General features: G+C 52.5%; 18 protein-coding genes and 1 riboswitch. Of the genes, 12 read left to right on the top strand and 6 right to left on the bottom strand.

Annotated elements, in window-relative coordinates; all coding sequences use genetic code 11:
• Window positions 1-109 precede the first annotated feature (109 nt).
• The 5 genes from QQL65_RS09065 (at window position 110) to QQL65_RS09045 (ending at window position 6,324) form a co-directional block, all read left to right on the top strand.
• Complete coding sequence (locus QQL65_RS09065) at window positions 110-3,598, top strand: peptidoglycan-binding protein (RefSeq protein ID WP_284363826.1); 3,489 nt, start codon at window positions 110-112, stop codon at window positions 3,596-3,598.
• Window positions 3,599-3,724: 126 nt separating this feature from the next.
• Window positions 3,725-4,654: a sulfite exporter TauE/SafE family protein gene (locus tag QQL65_RS09060; protein WP_284363824.1), complete on the top strand. Its 930-nt coding sequence runs from the start codon at window positions 3,725-3,727 to the stop codon at window positions 4,652-4,654.
• Window positions 4,651-5,415, top strand: coding sequence for a TIGR02186 family protein (locus tag QQL65_RS09055; RefSeq protein WP_284363823.1), 765 nt, complete (start codon window positions 4,651-4,653; stop codon window positions 5,413-5,415). The genes QQL65_RS09060 and QQL65_RS09055 overlap by 4 nt, the downstream gene beginning before the upstream one ends.
• 7 nt (window positions 5,416-5,422) lie before the next feature.
• Window positions 5,423-5,881: a DUF3429 domain-containing protein gene (locus QQL65_RS09050; RefSeq protein ID WP_284363821.1), complete on the top strand. Its 459-nt coding sequence runs from the start codon at window positions 5,423-5,425 to the stop codon at window positions 5,879-5,881.
• Window positions 5,881-6,324 (top strand): GNAT family N-acetyltransferase, encoded by a 444-nt coding sequence (locus tag QQL65_RS09045; RefSeq protein ID WP_284363819.1) that lies wholly within the window; start codon window positions 5,881-5,883, stop codon window positions 6,322-6,324. The genes QQL65_RS09050 and QQL65_RS09045 overlap by 1 nt, the downstream gene beginning before the upstream one ends.
• Here the strand turns inward: QQL65_RS09045 and pdeM are convergent.
• Genes pdeM through QQL65_RS09030 form a run of 3 tightly spaced genes read right to left on the bottom strand, consistent with a single transcriptional unit; the run spans window position 6,321 to window position 10,031 of the window.
• A complete protein-coding gene (gene pdeM, locus QQL65_RS09040) occupies window positions 6,321-7,034 on the bottom strand; it encodes a ligase-associated DNA damage response endonuclease PdeM (RefSeq protein ID WP_284363817.1) in 714 nt (237 codons plus the stop codon). The two genes, QQL65_RS09045 and pdeM, sit on opposite strands and share 4 nt — an antisense overlap.
• Window positions 7,031-7,483, bottom strand: a complete 453-nt coding sequence (locus QQL65_RS09035) for a GNAT family N-acetyltransferase (protein WP_284363814.1) — start codon at window positions 7,481-7,483, stop codon at window positions 7,031-7,033. The genes pdeM and QQL65_RS09035 overlap by 4 nt, the downstream gene beginning before the upstream one ends.
• Before the next feature lie 4 nt (window positions 7,484-7,487).
• On the bottom strand, window positions 7,488-10,031 hold the full coding sequence (locus tag QQL65_RS09030; protein ID WP_284363811.1) for a ligase-associated DNA damage response DEXH box helicase: 2,544 nt from the start codon (window positions 10,029-10,031) through the stop codon (window positions 7,488-7,490).
• Between the two features lie 80 nt (window positions 10,032-10,111).
• Here QQL65_RS09030 and QQL65_RS09025 point away from each other — a divergent pair, with 80 nt between their 5' ends.
• The 5 genes from QQL65_RS09025 to QQL65_RS09005 all read left to right on the top strand — a co-directional run bounded on the left by QQL65_RS09025 (window position 10,112) and on the right by QQL65_RS09005 (window position 13,898).
• Window positions 10,112-10,411 carry a hypothetical protein gene (locus tag QQL65_RS09025; protein WP_284363809.1) on the top strand — a complete coding sequence of 100 codons (300 nt, stop codon included), beginning with the start codon at window positions 10,112-10,114 and terminating at the stop codon, window positions 10,409-10,411.
• Window positions 10,412-10,537: 126 nt separating this feature from the next.
• Window positions 10,538-11,893 (top strand): MATE family efflux transporter, encoded by a 1,356-nt coding sequence (locus QQL65_RS09020; RefSeq protein ID WP_284363806.1) that lies wholly within the window; start codon window positions 10,538-10,540, stop codon window positions 11,891-11,893.
• A 920-nt stretch (window positions 11,894-12,813) separates the two neighbouring features.
• Complete coding sequence (locus tag QQL65_RS09015) at window positions 12,814-13,215, top strand: MAPEG family protein (protein WP_284363804.1); 402 nt, start codon at window positions 12,814-12,816, stop codon at window positions 13,213-13,215.
• Between the two features lie 150 nt (window positions 13,216-13,365).
• Window positions 13,366-13,575, top strand: a complete 210-nt coding sequence (locus tag QQL65_RS09010) for a hypothetical protein (RefSeq protein ID WP_284363802.1) — start codon at window positions 13,366-13,368, stop codon at window positions 13,573-13,575.
• Window positions 13,576-13,580: 5 nt separating this feature from the next.
• Window positions 13,581-13,898, top strand: coding sequence for a YbjQ family protein (locus QQL65_RS09005; RefSeq protein WP_284363800.1), 318 nt, complete (start codon window positions 13,581-13,583; stop codon window positions 13,896-13,898).
• Between the two features lie 3 nt (window positions 13,899-13,901).
• On the opposite strand, the gene QQL65_RS09000 is transcribed toward QQL65_RS09005, so the two are convergent.
• The gene (locus QQL65_RS09000) at window positions 13,902-14,996 is read right to left on the bottom strand and encodes a 2'-deoxycytidine 5'-triphosphate deaminase (protein WP_284363798.1); all 1,095 of its coding nucleotides are present in this window, start codon (window positions 14,994-14,996) and stop codon (window positions 13,902-13,904) included.
• A gap of 87 nt (window positions 14,997-15,083) precedes the next feature.
• Window positions 15,084-15,162: riboswitch (SAM riboswitch) on the top strand.
• A 35-nt stretch (window positions 15,163-15,197) separates the two neighbouring features.
• Between QQL65_RS09000 and metZ the strand changes: the two genes are divergently transcribed.
• On the top strand, window positions 15,198-16,427 hold the full coding sequence (gene metZ / locus QQL65_RS08995; RefSeq protein WP_284363795.1) for an O-succinylhomoserine sulfhydrylase: 1,230 nt from the start codon (window positions 15,198-15,200) through the stop codon (window positions 16,425-16,427).
• On the opposite strand, the gene QQL65_RS08990 is transcribed toward metZ, so the two are convergent.
• Entirely contained in the window at window positions 16,424-17,035 is a 612-nt protein-coding gene (locus tag QQL65_RS08990) for a CDP-alcohol phosphatidyltransferase family protein (RefSeq protein WP_284363793.1), read from the bottom strand. The two genes, metZ and QQL65_RS08990, sit on opposite strands and share 4 nt — an antisense overlap.
• Window positions 17,036-17,174: 139 nt before the next feature.
• On the opposite strand from QQL65_RS08990, the gene QQL65_RS08985 reads away from it, so the two are divergent.
• Complete coding sequence (locus QQL65_RS08985) at window positions 17,175-18,620, top strand: TrkH family potassium uptake protein (protein WP_284363791.1); 1,446 nt, start codon at window positions 17,175-17,177, stop codon at window positions 18,618-18,620.
• A 467-nt stretch (window positions 18,621-19,087) separates the two neighbouring features.
• Here the strand turns inward: QQL65_RS08985 and QQL65_RS08980 are convergent, their stop codons facing one another.
• Window positions 19,088-22,243 (bottom strand): efflux RND transporter permease subunit, encoded by a 3,156-nt coding sequence (locus QQL65_RS08980; RefSeq protein ID WP_284363789.1) that lies wholly within the window; start codon window positions 22,241-22,243, stop codon window positions 19,088-19,090.
• Window positions 22,244-22,245 lie beyond the last annotated feature (2 nt).

Genomic DNA, 22,245 nt, shown 5'->3' with positions numbered 1-22,245 from the left:
TTGCGTCAAGAGTTAACAGCTTCTTTACCATGTTCGCTGAATGGTAGGGCTGTTCGAGAACTAGATATTTGGGTGGTTTTACCAAACTCGCCCTTTTTATGGATAGAAAATGCCAAAAAGTCGCCCATATCCGGCCTCCGCGCCGTCAGCAAATCAATTTGGTTCCGCATCTCAACCTTGGGATGCGCTCAAGAACGAGCTTGAAGATTTGCTGGGGCAAGTTCAAGACCAAATTTCAGAGTTTGAAGGTGAGCATGTGCAAGAACCGCAGCCGAAACAATCGGTTGCGCGCCCGATGAGCGCAGCAAACGATCTCGAAATGCGTCGTCAGGAAGCGTTGGCAAATGTTCGGTCGGCTGTCGATCGCTTGGGGTCCAAGCAAGAAAAGCCGAAGAAGAAGAAATCTAAAAAGAAAAAGAGGCGGCATTCTGAGAATGATCTGGAAGCCGCAATCGCGCAAATTCGTGCATCAACTGGCCAACTTGAACGCAATGCACAACCATCTGCACGCGATCAAGTTCAGCCTGAGCCTTTCTATCAAGAACCTGTTCGCGAGCCAGCCTATGCACAAGATCAAAATGCTGCGCACATCGCTGAACTAACTGGCCAGATCGAAGGGCTTCATCGCTCAATTCGCGACCTTGCGGGCGCGGTACCTAACCGAGATAACTTCGCACGTATCGAAAACCAAATCGCAAAATTGGGCGCTGAGATTGAGGATCACAAGTCGCCGCAAGCGCTTGCGATTGGCGACCAATTGGACGGGCTGCAATATGCTCTAGAACGCTTGGCTGAATTGCAGGTGCGCCAGATTGGGCACATTGAGCAAATCAAAATACATGAAGCGAATGAAGAAACCGATGAACGCCAGCAGCGCATCGAAGAGAGCATCCGCTCCATATATGAGAAATTTGATACGCTTGAACAAAGCATCGAAAAGCCAAATGGCAGCATCGAAACCATTGCAAAGGGCATTGCGGGTATCGCGCGCGCGGTAAGCGACATGCAAAAACGCAGCGAGAATGACCAAAGTCAGAATATTTTGGCGCAAATCGAGAACGTTTCACAGCGCCTATCTGCAATGGACAATGGCCAATCAGGTCATTTGAGCGAAGATGTAAAGCGCGAAATGCAGGGCCTGCGCGGCCAATTGGTTAGCGCGCTAGAGCCAAGATTCACGGCGCTTGAAACACGGCTTGACGAATTTGCAACCGGATCACAAGTTCCCGGCAGTGCATCAGACTATCAAGATGTCACCTCGCGTCTTGAGGCGATGGAAGATCGCATCACCCGAGCAATTGAAGGCATCGCAAGCGTTGGGCCATCAATTGGCAGTGACGAAAACTCATCTGAAACATTCGTCATACTTAAGGCAATGGAAGCTCGCTTGACCGATGCACTTGAAGACTTGCGCGATGCAAGTTCAGAAGTGAACAGCGGGTCGGAGGTATCTCTTGATGCCTTGCAGGCGATGGAAGATCGCATTGCCAAAGCAATTTCTGGACTTCCAAGCGCGGCCCAGGCCCCTGTCGCGGATGACCAGTTTGACAAATTGCGCAGTATCGAAAGCAAGCTTTCAAACAGCTTGAAGCGCCTTGAAGCAATGTCTGCGGTCGAACTTACTGCGCCAAAGTCCGTGCGCGCGCCAGTGCAACCTCGCCCAGTCGAGGCTACAGTGGCACTTCAGTCCGAAGTTGAGGCTATTGTCCCCGTTGCACCAGCGGCAAAGCAAACGGAGCGGAGCGCACAAGCGGTTGAAACACGTCCAACTGTTGCGAAGTCACTGCCGAAGAAGCCTGAGCCAGAAGTTGCAAAACCAAACGCTCCACAATTGCAAGATGCGGAGGCTCCACCAGCACCGAAATCGGCATTCGCGACCAGCATTGACGAAATAAGCGAACCAACTCCATCGAAGGTTGCGCCCAAACCTGCCACTAGCAACGCAGCCACTGACGGTGAAAAATCAGCAGCGCAACAATCCCGCGAAAGCTTTATTGCAGCGGCAAGACGCGCGTCTGTTGAGCGCCACGAAGGCAAAAGCACGCCGGCTGGCGGCGGTGGCCTGCTAGGTCGTGCGCTTGATCGGTTCAAACCAAAAGCAAAGACCGAGGATGAGCTTGCTCAGGAAACGGTGGAAACACCGCCGAAGGCAAAAGCCAAGGCTGAACCCGCCAAGGTCGAGCATGCAGAACCAAAGGCCAAGAAGCCCGAAGTGCCTGCAATTGAGCCAAAACTGAAGGACGAAGAACAGCTTGATGACGCCGATGTGCGCACATTATCTGTTGGTCCAGAACCGGCAAGACCACAATCCAAATCTGAAGCGCCGCGCCCGCGTAGTGCGCTAGATGAAATGAGTGCAGCGGCAGGCAAGAAGCTCGACAATGCTGATGACGACATCGCGCCGGAAAGCTTCTTGACCCGCAACAGACAGCCCATTTTGCTGGCTGCATCCATTGTTGCGATTATTGCCATGACAGCGAATTTGGTGCTGGACAATAGTCAAGACGTCAAAGACCAAGGCATTCCACAATCGGCTGACGTATCGAGCGTTGGCGAAGCGCCGCGTCAAATCAGCCTGACTGAAGTTGAAACCGCGCTGGCAGAAGCGCAGCCAATGCCGACCGAAACGGCAATGACTAGCGCCACTTCAATGAGCGAGCAGCAAGTCGCCCTTGTTGCGCCAACGCCACAACAAATTGATACAGAAACCGTTACCGCCAGCATTCCCAACTCACCAGTTGCTGTAGAATTGCCGCCAACGGACTTAGGGCCAAATGCATTGCGTGAAGCCGCAGCCAATGGTGATCCACGCGCACAATATGAAGTGGGTATGATCTTTGCCGAGGGCAAGGCGGTACCAAAGGACTCTCAAGCGGCCGTAAAATGGTTTGAGCGTTCCGCGGCATCTGGCTTTGCGGCCGCTCAATATCGATTGGGTACAGCCTTTGAACACGGCCTTGGCATTCAAAAAGACCTAGACCAAGCCAAGCTCTGGTATTTGCGCGCTGCGGAAGCAGGCAACCGGATGGGCATGCACAATTTGGCCGCGCTTTATGCGAGCGGGCCTGATAGTGATCGCGACTTTAGCGCGGCGGCCCGCTGGTTTGAAGAAGCTGCGAAACGCGGTGTGCTGGACAGCCAGTTCAATCTAGGCATGCTCTATGCTCGTGGCCTTGGTGTCGGCCAAGACTTTGCGCAAAGCTTTAAGTGGTTCTCCATTGCAGCAGCAAATGGCGACAAAGATGCCCAGAAGGCACGCGATGATGTTGCTCGCTCGCTCGACCCAGCTCAAATGAGCGACATCAAACAAGAATTGGCCGCGTGGCAGCCGACTAAGATCGATCTACCAAGCAACTTTGCTCCAATCGGCACATGGGACAAAAACTTCAACCCAGGGCCAGAGATTGATCAACGCGAGGTGGTACTGGGTGTGCAAATCGCCCTATCCAAGCTTGGCTTCCAGTTGGGCACACCTGACGGGGTGATGGGACCAAAGACCCGCGATGCAATTCGGCAATTTGAACGCCAGTTGGGCATGAGTGAAATCGGTCAGATCAATCCGCGTTTGCTAACGGTTTTGAACGGCCAACCCGTCTAAACACTGTTCACGAATGACGAATTGGCTGGTTACTGGCCAATTCGCCGGGCTTGGGCGATTGACAGGGTATTGGCGTAAGCCTAAACCCAAAGGTACGACAGCTCTCTAGAACCGGGACGCACCCTAGTGCAATTATATTTGCCCATCGCCGAAATCTCACTCAACATCTTTATGTTGATTGGGCTTGGCGGCGCGGTTGGCTTCTTATCCGGTTTGTTTGGCGTTGGTGGCGGCTTTCTGCTCACGCCCATGCTCATTTTTTCAGGCATTCCCGCACCGGTTGCTGTTGCTTCAGTTACCGGCCAAGTTGTTGCCGCTTCAACATCAGGCGCACTTTCTTATTGGCGGCGCGGGGGCATTGATCTCAAACTTGCGTCTTTCCTCATTGTATCGGGCATCAGCGGCGCTTTTGTCGGCGTTTGGACATTTGGCATTTTGCGCGCAGCCGGGCAACTCGACCTTGTCATTTCGCTCGGCTATTTGATCTTTTTGGGCTCGATTGGCAGCTTGATGCTGTTTGAGGCAGTACGCTCCATCATCAAACACAAAGCTGGCAAATCCGTGCCGCACAAACTGCCCGGGCAACACAATTGGGTGCATGGTTTGCCGCTACGCGTGCGCTTTAAGCGCTCTAATCTTTATGTCAGCGTGCTACCTGTCGTCCTAATCGGCGCCAGCATTGGTTTTCTGGGCTCACTGCTGGGTATTGGCGGTGGCTTTATTCTGGTGCCAGCGCTGATTTACATTTTGCGTGTGCCTGGTTCTGTGGTGATTGGCACATCCTTACTGCAAGTGCTGGCCATTATGGCCGCAACCACAATTCTGCACGCAGTCAACAGCCAAACCGTTGATATTATGCTCGCCTTTTCCCTGATGGTCGGGTCTGTCATTGGTGCCCAATTTGGCGCATCTGCCGGGCAACATTTACGCGGCGAACAATTGCGTGCGCTCCTTGCCATCATTGTTTTGGCTGTGGCAATCCGCTTTGCACTTTCATTGTTGCTGACACCCGCTGACCCATTCTCGATGACGGTATTGTCAGGGGGTGCTGCATGATTTTTCGCGCCTTGGCTTTCATCGTCTTTTCGATTTTATTTGTGTTTGAAGCAGCAGCGCAACGTTTGGTCGCCTCCAGTTCAGACCCGCAAATTTCAATCAATTCGACCTTTTCAGGTGAAGAGATTACCTTTTTCGGCAATATCGAAAAAGCATTCGACCAACCTGCCGATGCGATCACCAATAATTATCACATTGTCATCGCCGTGCGGGGACCAACATCAACACGGGTTGCGCGACGCAAAACCAATCAATTTGGCATTTGGCTGAATGGCGAAGAAGTCGGGTTTAAGAACTTCCCTTCATTCTTTCACATCATTTCCAATCTGCCGCTGAACCAAATTGCAGATCGGCAAGAATTGTCCGTGAACGGCTTAGCGTTCGACAGTGCGCCATTTCTGCAACCGACAGGCAACATCGCAAAGGTTGGTGAATTTAGCCGAGAGTTGATCCGATTGATGGAAGAGCAGAACCTTTATAAGAAGGTCGAACACGGTGTGACCTTCCACTCTGATACCTTCTACTCTGCCCGCATCGATTTGCCTGCTCATGTCCCGAACGGTCATTACATTGCGATTACCCATTTGTTCCAGGACGGCAAGCTGAAAGCCAAGAAGGCCCAGCGTTTTTCGGTACAGACAGTGGGCTTTGAAAGGTTTTTATCGTCTAGCGCCAAAGACTATTCGTTTTTCTATGGACTTGTGTGCGTTTTACTGGCGATATTTACAGGGTGGTTGAGCGGAGTCGCGTTTAGGAGGTAACTCAGCGGTGAATAGCCTACCTCTATTTTGGTCAAGAACAGTGGCGTTCGCAGGACTTGCGGGCTGGATTCCCTTTTTGCTCGGGCTGGTCATCACCATTTTTCCAGACTTATCACCCTTTGAAGCCGTTGTTTTTGAACGTGCGATTGTGGGCTATGGCGCATTGATCCTCTCGTTTCTCGGCGGCGTACGTTGGGGCATTCGGCTGCAGGGCGGCGCGGGTACAGATCTCACTTATATCGTTGGCACATTCGGCTCGGTGGCTGGGTTCATCACCCTGCTCTTGCCGATCAATATCGGCCTGATTATCTTGGTGATCGGTTTTGCCATTCATGGCATTTGGGATGTGGCCGCTGGCATGAGCGGTCGTGTGCCCCAAGCCTATGCAAGGCTGCGTGCTGTGTTGACGTGGCTTGTTTGCCTCACGCTTATTCTGATCATCATCGCAAGGTTGTTTGTGGGCTGATGTTGAGATGCACCATCAGAAACGCCACCATTCGCGATAGTATCGCTCTGCAAGATGTCTATGCACACATGCATCCCAATGACCCCGAGGTCTCAGAACACGCATTTCGCAATGCGTTGGCCTTGGCAATTGATGATCCACTTCAACACATCATTGTCGGCGAATTGGACGGGCCAATCGTTGCGGTGTGCACGCTATACATTCTATCCAACTTAACACGCGGTTGTCGCCCGTTTGGCTTAATTGAAAATGTGGTGACGCATCGCGATCATCGACGTCTGGGCTATGGCCGTCAGATTTTGGCCGAGGCGACGGAACGGGCTGCCAATGCAGGATGTTACAAGCTGATGTTGATGACGGGCAGCAAGCGCGACGAAGTCCTAGCCTTTTACGAAGCAGCTGGGTTCAAGCAAAACAAAACCGGTTTTCAAATCAGGTTTTAGCGACCAATCAAATGCCGTTTCGCCACCGGATAGATTTGATCTTTTCCAAGCACAGCAATGCTCATTTCACGCCGATTGATCACAGGTTCAAATGCCGGGTTTAGTATGTTGAGACTACCAGTCGATACGCCATAGGCTGGCATAATGAGCCGATTTTTGTCTGATACAAAACACGCTCGGCGAATGGATCGCCCATTTATTCTAACGTGCGCCGCTGGGTGCAAATGCCCTGCCACTTGATGCAGTATTTCCGCATTGGGTTCATGTGATAGCGTCAGCCCATCCAGCGCGACACTTTCGCAGCACGTCCCGCCCAACTCATGCTCGGATGGGTCGTGGTTGCCCGCGATCCAAATCCATTCTGTTTTCGATGTGAGCGCTGAAAGCGCGTCCGCATCTTGGACGCTAAGGGTTGTAGTGCCTTCGTCTCGATGGAAGCTGTCGCCTAGGGAGATCACCCGCTCCGCGCCTGTGTTGGCGATGTCTTGCGCCAAACGTTTGATCGTTGCGCCTGTATCATATGGTGGCAAGAACTGTCGGGATTTGGCGAAGGACGACATTTTCTCCAAGTGCAAATCCGCCACCAACAGCGTCTTGTGTTCTTGCCAATACAGCGCGCCGGATAGTTGTGCAAAAAAGCTCGCGTCAGCAAATTCAAGCTGGAAACCGCTGGCGGTGCCTTGCTGTGGATTTGGAGCTGTTTGGTTCATTTGAGGGCCATCCTGAAATGCACAGCACGCTCCACTTCTTCAAAGCCCAACGCCATATGTGCGTTCTGACTATCAATGTTTGTCAGTTCAGCGTCAGAAGCCAAATGAGGATAGCGACTTGATTTTGCCCAATCTATTGCCGCATCAATCAGAGCTTTGCCAACGCCAAGTCGGCGAAATTCTGGTTTTATATACCAGCCCTCTAGGTAGGCGACTGGTCCGTCAAAACACCCTTCCGCAATTGAGCGTTCGGAGAGTTCCGCAAAACCAATGGCTTTGGTGTCTCGCACGGCTAACAGCACGATCTTTAAGTCCCTATCTTCGCCGGACAAGAATTTTAGCGCTTCGCGCTCCGCGTCGGCATCATCTAGCCCGTCATATAGCGTTTGGCGCATGGCCGACCATTCGCGCCATTCATCACGCTTCATTTCGCGGACTTCAAATTCCATTCAATCAGTTCCCAGACGCTTCGCGCAGCAAGTCTTCCGCAGCTTCCGCCAACACGCTTTCGCGCCCTTCGCCAAAGATTGGCACCTTGCCAATTTCCAACATCACCGGCACCGCAAGCGGAGAGATTCGCTCCAAATCACGATGAATTATATGTCGGCGAATGCGTTTTAGACAGGCCCCTAAGCGCTCAATATCAAGAAGTCCACGCGATGCATCACGGCGGGTTGCCTGCACCAGGATGTGATCTGGTTCATGTTCATAGAGCACATTGTAGATCAGATCTGACGACATGGTGATTTGGCGGCCCGACTTTTCCTGCCCTGGATAGCGGCGTTCGATCAACCCAGATATGATTGCGCAATTGCGGAAAGTTCGCCGCATCAGGCTTGATTCATCAAGCCAGTTCTCTAAGTCATCACCAAGCATATCTTCGTCAAGCAGTTCGTCGAGCGACAAACGCCCACGCTTAAACTGTGCGCCAATGTCTGTCGCGCACCAGATCGCCAAGGCATATTCCGACGCCACAAACCCGAGCGGTTTTGCGCGGTCACGCTCCAACCGTTTGGTCAGCAGCATACCCAATGTTTGGTGCGCCAGGCGCCCTTCAAATGGATAGCAGACCATGAAATATTTATCGGCCTTGGGAAATGTCTCAACGAGCAAGCTATCAGTGCCTGGCAGTGTTGAGAAATCGCGTTGTAGGCGCAACCAGTCGCTCACTTGATTGGGCAATTGCTGCCACAGTGTTGGCGTCGCCAAAGATTTTCGCACCCGCTCTGCAAGGTAAGTCGACAGAGGAAATTTGCCACCCATATATGAGGGGATTTTGGGGTTCTTCGCCACGGCACGGGACACATATGCCTCATTGTCTTTCATGGCTTCAAACGCCACGATTTCACCACCGAAAATGAAGGTGTCACCGTGTGAAAGTTGAGAAATGAAATATTCTTCAATTTCGCCGAGCACCCGTCCGCCACGTCCAATCGGCCCGGTGGTCGCGCCACGTCTTTGCCCCCTCGCCCGCACCAACCGCACTTTGAGCATTGGCTCCTCGACGATGGTGCCGACATTCATTCGGTATTGCTGGGCAATTTTTGGGTGAACGATCCGCCACGTATCATCTTCGGTTTTGCGCAATCGGGCAAAGCGCTCATAGGCTTTGAGCGCATATCCACCGGTTGCGACGAAATCAACGACACGCTCAAATTGTTCCCACTCCAATTCGCGATATGGCCAAGCGCGGATCACTTCTTCATAGAGCTCAACTGCATTGAACGGCGCTGAGCAGGCCATGCCCAACACATGTTGCGCCAGGACATCCAAGCCACCATCTTGTGGGTCTTCGCTGTCTTGTGCACGTTCTTTCACCGCTTCTTTTGCGGCTTCGCATTCAAGCACTTCGAAACGGTTGGCTGGCACCAGCAGCGCGCGCGACGGTTCATCCAAGCGGTGATTGGAGCGACCAATACGTTGCAGCAGACGTGATGATCCTTTGGGTGCCCCAATTTGCACCACCAAATCCACATCACCCCAGTCGATCCCAAGATCAAGCGTTGAGGTACAGACAACCGCTTGCAGCTTACCAGCCACCATTGCCGCTTCCACCTTGCGGCGTTGTTCAACGTCAAGCGACCCATGATGGAGCGCGATGGCGAGCCCGTCCTCGTTCAACTCCCACAAGGACTGAAAGAGCAATTCAGCTTGAGAACGGGTATTGACGAACAGCAATGTCGTACCGTTCTTTTTGATGATCTCAAGCAACTCGGGCACTGCGTATTGCGCTGTGTGGCCAGCCCATGGCACCCGATCGTCACTGGCAAGAATTTCAACCTCCGGGTCCGCGCCGCCAGTGTTGGTGACGAATGCTACCTCGCGCTCGGGCTTTGGCGTCCCGATCCAATCGCGCAGCATTTCAGGTTTTGCGACCGTTGCCGAGAGCGCCGAAATTTTCAAGTCTGGGCAGAGCGTGCCCATCCGCGCCAACCCCAACGCCAGCAGGTCACCGCGCTTAGACAGCGCCAATGCGTGCAACTCATCAAGCACGACGCGCTTGAGCGTGCCGAACAGTTTGGGCGCTTCCTTGTGCGATAGCATCAGTGCCAATTGTTCAGGCGTTGTCATCAAGATATTTGGTGGATGGAAGCGCTGCCGCTGGCGCCGCGACGACGGCGTGTCACCGGTGCGCGTTTCCACCTTAATGCTCAACCCCATTTCGCTGATCGGGTCCATCAGGTTGCGCGCCACATCGACCGCCAACGCTTTGAGCGGCGAGATGTATAATGTGTGCATACCGTCAAATGGCTGCTCGGCCAAATCGGCAATTGAAGGCAGGAACCCGGCAAGAGTTTTTCCTGCACCGGTTGGGGCAATCAGTAGCGCTGATTTGCCTCTTTTGTCTGCTTCCAACATATCCAGTTGATGCTGCCTAGGCGCCCATCCGCGGTCAACAAACCAGTCCCGCACAACATCTGGCAAGCCCCAAGCATGGGCAAACAAGTCTGCGTCCGCAGGTCTATTTTTTGTGCTGGAACTTGTTGATTTGGACATTGTGCCTATATTTAACGCACAATATGCTGACCGCCAGTGTTTTTGCGTTTTCGGCATAATTAAATTTTTGGGGAACTATGATGAGCAATTCAGAAGATTTTCGGGACCGCGAAGAAAACCGCAAGCATGACTTTTTTGGCGGCAGTCCGCGCAAGGTGTTTTTTAAGCTGGCGATCCTTTCGTTAATTGTTGGCTTTGTGATGCGCATGATGGACATCACACCAGGTACAATTTTTGGCACTTTGGGCAGCTATGTGGGCCGCACATTTGCAGATCTTGGTGGCCTAATGGGTGACATTGGCGTGTGGTTTGGCTTTGGCGCGGCAATTGTTTTTCCCCTTTATATTTTCATTCGCCTTTGGCGTCGGCTGCTTTCATAGCGCCATCAAATAATTTGATTGGCCGCTGCTTGCCTAATTGGCGGCGGCGGCTAAACTCAGCTCAATAGAATCTAATAAGCGCTGTGCATCCTGCACGAGAGTGCTTTTTCCATTGGGTGAGTTGACATGACAGCCAAGAGCTATCCCTTCAAAGTGGGCCACAAGGATGTGTGGCACATTGCGCTACCCACGGCTGTTGCCTTTGTCACCGAGCCATTGGTGGGCATTGCAGACACCACCATTGTTGGGCGATTGGGTGAAGTTGATCTGCTTGGCGGCCTGCTGCTCGGCGGCTTGGTTTTCGATTTCATCGCCGCCATTTTCTATTTCCTTCGACTATCCACAACCGGCCTGACCGCCCAAGCCTTTGGCGCACGTGACGACGCGGCGCAAGCGGCCCATTTGGTGCGCGCCGTAACGGTAGGCTTTGCGGCTGGCTTGTTGGTGCTTGCGTTGATGGTGCCAATCGCAGAATTTGCGGGTTATGCCTATGGCGCAAGTCCGGACGTTGTTGAAGCCTTCAAGGCATATTTCTTCATCCGTGTGTTGGCCGCACCTTTCGTGTTGATGAATTTCGCACTCGTCGGCTGGTTCCTTGGCCGTGGTGAGAGTTTCACCGCGTTGATTTTGCAATTGATCCTCAATGTTTCAAATATTCTCCTATCGATCTGGTTCACCTTCGGTCTTGAAATGGGCATTGCCGGGGTGGCTTGGGGAACGGTTGCCGCGCAACTGATTATGCTGGTGGTCGGCCTCGTATGGGCAGTTGTGCGTCTTGGCGGCCATTCGCGATTGTTGCGCAAGTTGACCGAAGCAGACTTGGTGAACATTAAACAAATCAAGCGCTTGTTGAGCCTGAGCGGCGACATCCTTATTCGATCCGTTTTGTTGAGTGCTGTCTTTTCATTCTTTGCATCACAAGGCGCGCGTGCGGGAGACGACATATTGGCGGCGAACGGAATTTTGCTGCACTTCTTGATGGTCGCAGCTTTCTTTCTTGATGGGTTGGCCGCCGCTTCAGAACAGCTATGCGGCAAGGCGATTGGCGCACGTTGGCGCCCAGCATTTGTTGATGCGATCAAACTCTCCTCGCTTTGGGGCTTCATCCTTTCGGGCGGTTTGACCATTTTGTTCATGATTGCTGGCCCCGCGATAATTGACTTTATGACCACCTCAGAAGTCGTGCGCCAAACGGCAAGGGACTATCTGTTCATCGCCGCTATTGCCCCGGTATTTGGCGTGTTGGCGTTTGTGCTGGATGGCGTCTTTGCCGGCGCGACCATGGGCCCCGATATGCGCAACGGGATGATCGTTTCTACCATCATATTTGCTGTGGTCTGGGCGGTTCTAACACCACTTATTGGCATTGCTGGCCTGTGGTGGGCACTGCACAGCTTCTTCATTGGACGTTCGCTAGTGTTCCTGGTCTTGCTGAAATTGCGAATGCCCGAACTCTTTGCGCGCGTCGACGCCGGTGCATGAACTTAAACAGCGTTAGCTCCACAAGCGATTTGCTTTGGAGGGATAATTGGCGGGGGTGCCGGGGTCGGTAGCGTCAGCGACCAACGGCGGCACGAAAAAATGTCAGGACGCGAGGCGTTTTTGGTCTCGTCATCTGTGTAGTTAGTAAAGAGACGTAAAACGCCTCGCGCAAATGGCTTGCTGCTTGAAAAGAAAATGCCCCGAGGTGCTCACCCGTCTATCCTCTTTAAATGCATCACAATCCGTGGTTTTGAACATTACTGCTCCAGATTGCAGATCATCGCTGATCCAATGGGAACCAACCCACTAATGACTGACATCTGCCTTCGGCGTCAGACTGGACATTTAACTTTCAAGCGAAAGGCAAACGTCTTGCCTTTCAACCATCCCCTTTTCTTTGAAGGATGTTTTGGACCCCGGATCGGGTCCGGGGTGGTGCGGGTGGAGATTATGTCTCTCTCGCACCGTCCCGCACAACTAAGTGGCGTTTACGCCACGAGAGGTTGATGCGGGACCTATTGGCGCCGTTAGCTCAACTCTCCTATCGTCACCCTCGGGCTTGACCCGAGGGTCCATGATGAGCGGACAAGTGGCAAAGCATTGTTAGCTTTACAGCGGCTTTACCACACAGCACCGCAACATGGATGCTCGGGTCAAGCCCGAGCATGACGAAAGGGAATCCCCCTAGCGCCACACCAACAACCCTCACCGCCCGACATTCGTCAATGCCCTGAGCCGTTTCAAGAAAAGGTGAGAACATCATCGCACAAGCTTTTGGGGCGGGGATAAGTTTTTTTTGCAAGTCCTTACTGCTCACTTCCCACGCTGGTTCAATTCTGCACCACGGCGCATCGGTATTTCAGATTTAACAACGGTTTGGAATTTGCTTTGTTCTCGCGAATTGAAAACTGGAGACAAGAATGACCTTCACCGCTGCACTTATTGCTTTTACGCTGCTGACCATGATCCTGCTCGCCAACCAGATCTTCTTCACCTACGCAACCCAAGGGTTTGGATATGGGTTTTCGTCGAACCGCAATGCTGACGTTCAACAATCCGCCCTCGCCATTCGCATCGCCAATACATTTAGAAACCAAACAGAATCGGCAGCTTACATCGTGCCGGTGTTGGCCGTTGCGGCCATTATTGGCCTTGATAGCAGCAGCGCTCAATTTGCGGCGACGCTGATCATTATTGGCCGCGCACTATTTAGCGTGCTCTACTATACGGGCCTGCCATTTGCTCGCGTACCGGCATTTGGATTGGCGAACTTGTCAACGCTCTACATTGTTTTTGAGATTTTTCAGTCCGGCCTATTGTAACCGAAAGTCGAAATCTAGGCAGAATGCGTCACGGATCCCAAAACATCCGTGGCGCATTTTCGCAACACAAATTGGCTTCGCTCTTGTAGCCAACACAAATGCGCCCTACCTTAACGGACATGCACATATGCAACGTCCATGGAGGGCGAAATGAGACTTGAACAAATTGCACTGCTTTTGGTTGTGTTGGCGGCACTTGCCTATTTCGGCATGATCTTTTTTGGCATCGCCTCTTCGGGCGCACCGCTTTGGCCATTCTTTATTCTTGCTGCAATTGGCATTGGCCTGCTTGGTCGCGTGATTTATCAGCGCATGACCAACGAAGAAGACAATTATTACGAAAAGAATATTGAGGAGTAGCCGCAGTGATCATTACAACAGGCATTGACGTTGCCGAAGGTGAAATCGTTGAAACACTAGGCATTGCAAGAGGCAATACCATCCGCGCCAAACATGTTGGCACCGATATTATTGCGGGATTGCGCAACTTGGTTGGTGGCGAAGTCAGCGAATACACCAAACTGATGGCTGAAGCGCGCGAGCAAGCCATGGACCGCATGGTTCGTGACGCGGAACGTCAAGGCGCAGATGCCATAATTGGGGTGAATTTCACGACCTCAATGATCACCCAAGGCGCAGCTGAAATACTCGCCTATGGCACTGCGGTGAAGTTAAAGCGGTAATGCCTAATTCGCTTTGAAATGCTTTGACAATTTAAGGTGCTGGCCTTGGTAGTTTGATCCAAGGTCCGCGCCATAAAGATTGTCTGGACGTTCAGCCATACGCTCATAAATCAAGCGACCAATGGTTTGGCCGTGCTCCACTAAAAATGGCACTTCACGAGAACGCACTTCCAAAACCGCGCGGCTGCCAGCGCCCGCAGCGCCTGCATGGCCGAAGCCCGGATCGAAAAAGCCTGCATAGTGTACACGGAATTCGCCAACGAGCGGGTCAAACGGCACCATCTCAGCGGCATAGTCCGGTGGCACATGCACAGCTTCGCGCGAAACAAGGATATAAAACTCATCCGGATCAAGGATCAATTCGCCCGTGCCGCGATCATAGAGCGGCTCCCAGAAATCTAAGACATCCAGCGCCGCTTTTTTGTCCACATCCACAACCGCGGTGTGACGTTTTGAGCGATAGCCGATAAGTCCGCCGCGATCACCGCCTTGCAAGTCAATCGACAAAGCAACGCCATTGTCGACGGGGGCATTTTCGTCAAATACGAGCGTTTGCTCTTTATGCAACGCTTGGTGCTCCGCCAAGTTGAGGCGGGTATCGCCTTCGCGGAAACGAATTTGGCTCAGGCGTGAACCTTGGCGCACCAACACAGGGAATGTGCGTGGGCTGACTTCTAGAAAGAGCTGGCCCTCATACCCTTCAGGCACCGTATCAAACGCGCGCCCCTGATCGGTGATGACGCGGGTAAAGATATCTAGGCGGCCTGTTGAGCTTTTTGGGTTAGTGGTGGCTGAAACGCTTTTTGGCAATGCCAAGCTTTCCATCAATGGCACAATATAAACGCACCCACGTTCCAGCACCGCGCCGATGGTAAGATCGATTTCGTGCAGCTTTAACTCGTTGATGCGCTCTTGCACCGAACTGCCTGGTCCGGGCAAAAAGCTGGCGCGAACGCGATAGGCGATATTGCCGAGCCGCAAGTCCAAGCTGGCTGGTTGCACCTGATCATCGTCAAACGGTTTTGATGTCTTGATGGCCCCAGCAGCGTTTAGGTCTGCAATCATGCGCGCAGAAAAGATGCCTGTTGCGTTTGCCATATTAAAAAATTGCCCCGCCCATACTTTCTTGTTGCCTCTTCCCTAGCAATCATTGGCATTGACGCCAAGGTGCAATTGGCATTAGATCACTGAAATGGTGGTGATTTGGCCGGTCTGATTGCAGCCACCTTAAACAAGTTGCTAAAGTCGACCGTATTGCCGGCCAAAATGGGTCGGCATTTTTGTTTGGAGTACAAGAATATGGCCAACGCAAAAAACCCATTGGCGGACCCGAAAAACCAGCGCGCCGCAACGCAGTTGGTGCATGGCGGCACAAACCGAAGCCAGCACGGTGAAACGTCTGAAGCTTTGTATCTGAATTCTGGCTTCATCTATGACTCATCGGCTGCTGCAGAAGCGCGGTTTATGGGCGAAGATGACGGACATATTTATTCGCGCTTTTCCAACCCGTCATACGATATGTTTCAAGATCGGATGTGTTTGCTTGAAGGCGCAGAAGCTGCGCGCGCAACAGCAACGGGCATGGCGGCGGTAACCACGGCGGTAATGAGCCAGGTGCGTGCTGGCGACCATGTGGTTGCATCTCGCGCATTGTTTGGCGGCTGTCGGTTTGTGGTTGAAGACTATTTGCCACGCTGGGGCGTTCAATCCACCATCATTGATGGGCGCGACCCTGAGAATTTTGCGCGGGCGATGAAGCCAAACACAAAAGCCATCTTCATTGAGACGCCGACCAATCCAACGCTTGAATTGGTCGACATCAAAGCCGTTGCGGAGATCGCCCACGCCCATGGCGCTGTGCTGATCGTTGATAATGTGTTTGCAACGCCACTTTATCAAAAACCGTTGGCGCTTGGGGCCGATCTGGTAACCTATTCAGCGACCAAACACATTGATGGTCAGGGTCGTTGCATGGGCGGGGTTATTCTTGGCTCTAAAGAATTGATCGAAGCGGATGTGCATACCATCATCCGCCAAACCGGCCCAACCATAAGCCCGTTCAATGCTTGGGTGTTACTCAAGGGTTTGGAAACGCTTGCGCTGCGCGTTGAAAAAATGACCGCATCAGCAGCGGCGTTGGCTGACTTTTTGGCCGATCATCCGAAAATTGAAAAGGTGTTCTATCCGCACCACAAATCGCACCCGCAATATGAATTGGGCATGCGCCAGATGAGCGCTGGTTCGACCATGTTGGCAATGGAAGTAAAAAGTAATGCGGGCGACGGGTCAGGCGATAATCAAGAAAACGCGTTCAAATTGGCTGATGCGCTAAGCGTGATCAAAATCTCCAACAACCTTGGCGACGCAAAATCAATCATCACGCACCCAGCGACTACCACGCACCAGCGCTTTTCTGAAGAAGAGCGGCTAGAAGCTGGCATCAACCGCAAACTGTTGCGCTTGTCGGTTGGTTTGGAAGACGGGCAAGATTTGATCGATGATTTTGCCTTCGCATTGGACCAAATCTAGCGGGTTGAGAATTCCTGATAAGCCAGCCAAATACGTGATGCTGCGGTGTAAAAACACGCCGCAGCGAACAAATAAGCCATGATGGCAAAATGTTGCGGCCACACGCAACACGCGACGAAAAACGCAATTGTTTCGGTGCCTTCAAGCAATCCAGTTGAGAAATAAAGCGACTTTGATCCGCGCTGCTCTGTGCTCAATTTGTGCTTTTCCGCCAAAATGGCGTAGCCCAAAAACGTGCCGCCATTAAAGTAAAACGACATCAACAAAACAGCGCCCGCAATTGCGTTGTTGGTTGGATCAAGGATAACAAAAGCGACAGGGATCGCGCCGTAGAAGAAGAAATCGGCCACGATGTCCCAGAACCCGCCAAAATCGGTTTTGTGGGTGGCCCGCGCCACGGCGCCATCAAGACCATCTGCCACACGCGAAATCAACAAGATCCAAAGCCCGGCTTGCACATTGCCTAACGCAATAAGAAGCGCAGCGATGAGCCCCAGAACGAGCCCTGCCAGCGTGACCTGATTGGCGGTGACACCGGTCTTGGCGATCTGCTTGCCCACCATATTGAGCGGGCCATCTATGATTTTGCGGGCATATCCGTCGAGCACACATTGCTCCTTTTCTTTGGTCGTTGAACACAAGCTAACACATTGTGGCAAAGTGAATTGGTCATTTTCTTGTTATCAAAGAGTGTGCTAGGGCTTTATATCTCTAGCGACAAGCAATATCGGACACGGCACAGCATATATGGAAATTCGCCCCGTTTTGATGATTATCGGCGTGCTGACCGCAACGCTTGGCTGCTCTATGTTTTTGCCAGCCATTGCCGATGCGCTTGTGGGCAACCCCGACTGGATTGTGTTCGTTACAACTGGGCTCATCACCACACTTTTGGGGGCGGGCACATGGGCTGCGACCTATCAACGTGATCGCGCATTGACCATCCGCCAGGCATTCTTGATGACCGCTTTGGTGTGGGTTGTGTTGGCGATGTTTGGTGCCCTGCCCTTTTACTGGGCTGAACTTGGCTTGAGCTATACGGACTCGTTTTTTGAATCGATGTCCGGGCTAACCACCACCGGCGCCACCGTGATCACCGGACTCGATAATCTGCCGCCCGGCATTTTGTTGTGGCGTGGCCTGCTTGAATGGTTTGGCGGCTTGGGTATCATCGTGATGGCGGTTGCCGTTTTGCCCATGCTGCAAATTGGTGGCATGCAGATGTTTAAGGCCGAAGCCTTTGACACGCCGGACAAGATTTTGCCGCGCGCGGCGCAAATCGCTTCGGGCATGATGTCGATCTATCTGCTGCTCACCCTGCTTTGTGCCATCTGCTATTGGGCGGCAGGCATGTCTTTGTTTGATGCGCTTGTGCACGCGATGACGACGGTGGCAACTGGTGGCTTTTCCACCCGCGATGCTTCAATCGGCGCGTTCAATTCAGCGATGGTCGACTATACAGCGATCACCTTCATGATTTTGGGTTCGCTGCCGTTCTTGCTTTATGTTGGCGTGTTGCAGGGCGCATGGCGTCCGTTGCTGCGCGATAGCCAAGTGCGCACCTTTATGGGGCTGATATTGGCGCTCAGTTTTGTCATGGTGCTCACCCAAATCCTGAACAATATCGAGCAAGGCGAAACCGCTGTTCGTCACGCACTGTTTTCAGTGATTTCCATATTGACCGGCACTGGCTATGCCACCACGGATTATGGCCAGTGGGGCGGGTTTGCCGTGTCGGCCTTTTTCATCATCACCTTTATTGGCGGCTGCGCAGGCTCGACAAGTTGCGGCATCAAAATCTTTCGGTTCCAAGTGCTGTTTTTAGACCTCAAACAACATGTGCGCGAAATATTATTCCCATCTGGCGTATTTGTGAAACGCTACAATGGAAGCATTTTGACCGACGATGTTTCAGCCTCGGTGATGAGCTTTATCTTCTTATATATCGCAGCCTTTATGGTGCTTGCACTGGCCCTTAGCCTCACCGGACTTGATAGTTTAACTGCATTTTCTGGCGCAGCCACGGCCATTTCTAACGTTGGCCCCGGCCTGGGCGACATCATTGGCCCTTCGGGCAATTTCTCATCCCTGCCCGATATCTCGAAATGGCTATTATCCACCGGCATGATTGTTGGGCGCTTGGAGATTTTCACAGTGATCGTGGTGTTTTTGCCGCGCTTCTGGAGAAGTTAAAAACTGATAGGCTAGCGCGGTACTCGAATGTCGGCAAAGTGGACGAGGTTGCAAAATGATTACATCCGCACTTGTCAGCGATGATACAGTGGGAATTGGATGAAGGTAGATTGGAGTAAAAACTTGCGAAAGACCAACGATCCACCAGCAAGGATCAAAAACAACGTACGCGCCATGGTAATGTGGTTCGTTGTTTTGTTGTTCTATATATTTGTCGCATCGGGTTGGAACTCTCGATATGGCTCGGGGCTTGCCATTTTATTGGTTGTTTTTCCGTTCGTAGTCGCATTTGACACTTGTCGCGCACTACTAATGTTGAAAAAACATGATAAGACCCCGAAGGGCTGACCGGAGTCCACGCAGATTTACACTATGAACCAATGTCTGAATTGGTCTCATTACCCGCCACCAGCCGCAATCGCTTCTTTCCACCTCAAATCAGAGGCGCTTGACGCACTAAGCCCTTTCTAACCCTCCAGTTCAGGACCGCGGGGCACGGTGTGGTGGTCACCGCGCAACATCCCGCGGAAGGTTGGTGCGCCTTTTCGAAGGAACAACCAACCAAAGAATGCGCCAATATCTGCGCCAATGCCGATAAAGGCAGGCACAAGGAACAGCACCAAAGTCGTTGCTAGTCCAAGGCCAAACACAATGGTGATGGCCATGGGGATCAGGAACTGCGCTTGCAGACTTGTTTCGAACAGAAGCGGTGTTAGTCCACCAATGGTGGTGAGCGAGGTCAAAAGCACTGCGCGCAAGCGGTCCCTTGCCGCGCCCGTCGCTGCTTTTTCCAAACTGTCGCCTTCTTGCACGCGCTCCTGCAATCGCGAGACAAAAACAATGGAGTCGTTCACCAAAATACCGGCCAACCCAAGTAGGCCCATCATGGAAATGATGGTGAGGCTATAGCCCATAATATAGTGGCCCCAGATTGCGCCAACGACGCCAAACGGGATGATCAGCATGACCGCAAGGGGTGCAAAGTATGAGGCAAAAATCCATGAGATGATGACATACATAATGCCAAGCGCGATCAGGCCGCCAAGTTGAAGGTCGCCAAACGCGGCGTTTTGTTCAGCCTGCGTGCCGCCAAAACTATATTCGACACCATATTTTGACGCGATGGCGTCCATGTGATCCGATTGCAGACGTTCGATGACTTCTGCACCTTGCACAATGGTTGTGTCCGTGTCAGCGCGAACCGAAACAACGGTTTTGCCTTCTTCACGGTTGATGCGGTTAAAGCCCTGACGATCAGCAAAGGAAACCACTTCAGCCAGCGGCACGAAGTTGCCCGCGTCTGAGCGGACCCACAAGTCACGCAAAGCAGCGGAACCTGTTGCGTCGGACACTTGCTCAACGCGGATGGAAATCTCTTCTTCTTCCTCGGCAACGCGACGGGCTAAATTGCCTTCAAATGTGTCACGAATTTGCGAGCCCAGACTATCAAGCGAGAAGCCAAGCGCGCGGCCACGTGGGGTCAATTCCAACACCAATTCGGGTTTGCCGTAGTTCAGGGTATCCGAAATGGCTTGCACCCCTTCAAACCCTTCTAGGATCGCCTGAAGTTCTTCGGATGCTTGCTTGAGCACCGCTGTTTCTGCACCGAAGAACTGCACGTCGATTGCCCGCCCCGGAGGGCCACCGCGTGGTTCGCGCACTGACAATCTATCGACCCCAGCAATGGTTGGGATGTTCTCGCGAATTGCCCGACCAATTTGGTTGGTGCGCACAGAGCGCGCCTCGGCAGGCGTGAGGAAAATCGACAGATTTGCACGGCCATTTTCCATATCCAACGAAGCAAAAGTCGTCACGATTAGGCTCTCGCCTTCCGGGGTGAGATCAGCTTCGACCTTTTTCACCGCATCGTCGAGCTGGTCGATCAGCCCGTACATGGCATCCTGCGGCACACCGGGTTGGAAGAACGCTGTGACGTTGACGGTTTCGCCTTCAACCGACGGGAAAAACTCAAAGTTAAGCTTGCCCGCAGGAATCAACGCACCGCCGACAATGGCAAGCGCTAATGCTGAGGCAACAGTTGCGTAGCGCCAACGATATGTTAGGTCAGCGACAAACCCGAAAATCTTCTCTTTGAAGAAATCAAAGCCATTATCAAAATTGCGACGGAACCAGCCAGGGGCTTTGCGTTCGCGTGGTAACGCGTGTGACAAGTGGCCCGGGAGCACCAAGAAACACTCGATAAGCGAGGCGATCAACACCGCGATAACAACCATCGGTAGGGCGGACAGGATTTGCCCAATAACATCACCCACCAGCAAGATCGGGCCGAAAGCCGCCATGGTGGTTAGGGATGCAGCGATAACCGGCGCAGCCATGCGGCCAGCGCCAGCGATTGCCGCCTCTTGCCGACTATCGCCCATAGCGTATCGGGTGGCTGTGTGTTCACCCACCACAATTGCGTCATCCACGATAATCCCAAGCGTGAGCAACAACGCAAACATCGAGATCATATTGATGGTTTGGCCGGTGAAATACATCACCCCAAGCGTTGCCAAAATCGATACGGGAATGCCCACGGCAACCCAAAAAGCAATACGGAAATCGAGGAAGATAAACAGGATGACGAGTACGCCAAGAATGCCCCAAAGTCCGTTTTTGATAAGCAGACCTAAGCGATCTTCAACCAATTCGGCGGCTGCATTAAACACTTCGATTTGCAGCGTCGCAGGCAGTTCACCCTTAATGCTTTCAAGATAGCCATTTAGTTTTTCAAAGCTCTCCACCGTGTCCGCAGTAGCAGATCTGGAAACTGACAATTGGATCGCCTGCTGGCCACGCATATAGCCGACGCTCTGATCATTGTCGTAGCCGTCTTCGATGGTCGCGACATCGCCAAGCAATAGCTTCTCGCCTGTCGGTGAGGTGCGAATTTCTAAATTGGCAAGTTCCGCAACATTGACGTCTTTGGCAATCGCTCGAATTTGCGCTTCCAAATCCCCTTCCAAAGTACCCGAAGGTTTGTCCGCTGTGTTTGAAGCGATAATGCGGGACAAGTCAGCGGTTGTGAGGCCAAGCTGACGCAATTTCGCATCGTCGACCAACACGCGGATTTCGCGCGAACGATAGCCAGTGAAAGTAACGCGATCGACGCCTGCATCTAGCAGCCCGTCCCGAATATCACGCGCATATTTGCGCAAGGTCGCTTCGGGGAATGGGCCAGAAATGCCAATATCGGCAATCGGGTCGAAGAATTTCGGACGGTCAATTTCAGGCGCATCTGCATCTTCTGGCAAATTGGTTATGGCAGCAACCGCCTCTTCAGCCTGCGCTTCGGCGGTGCGCATGTCCGTATTGCGCTCATATTCAAGCGTGATGGTGCCACGCCCTTCGCGGGCGGTGGAGGACATTGATTTCACACCATCCAAGAACCGCACGGTGGGTTCCACCACTTGCAGCAAGTTTTTGCGGATGTCATCAGCACTAGCGCCTGACCAACTCATTGAGATGTTGATCACGCCCACTTCAAGCGAAGGGAAAAACTGACGATTGAGTTTGGACATGCCCCAAACGCCAAACAAGATCAGCAACACCATCAAAAGATTGGCGGCGTTTTTGTGCCGGACGAATATCTCGAGCAGATTTCTTGCGCGTTGTTTGGCCATCT

Origin of the sequence: Maritalea porphyrae, from assembly GCF_030159895.1 — a bacterium.
Lineage (GTDB): Bacteria > Pseudomonadota > Alphaproteobacteria > Rhizobiales > Devosiaceae > Maritalea > Maritalea porphyrae.
This window is presented reverse-complemented; position numbering and strand designations above follow the sequence as displayed.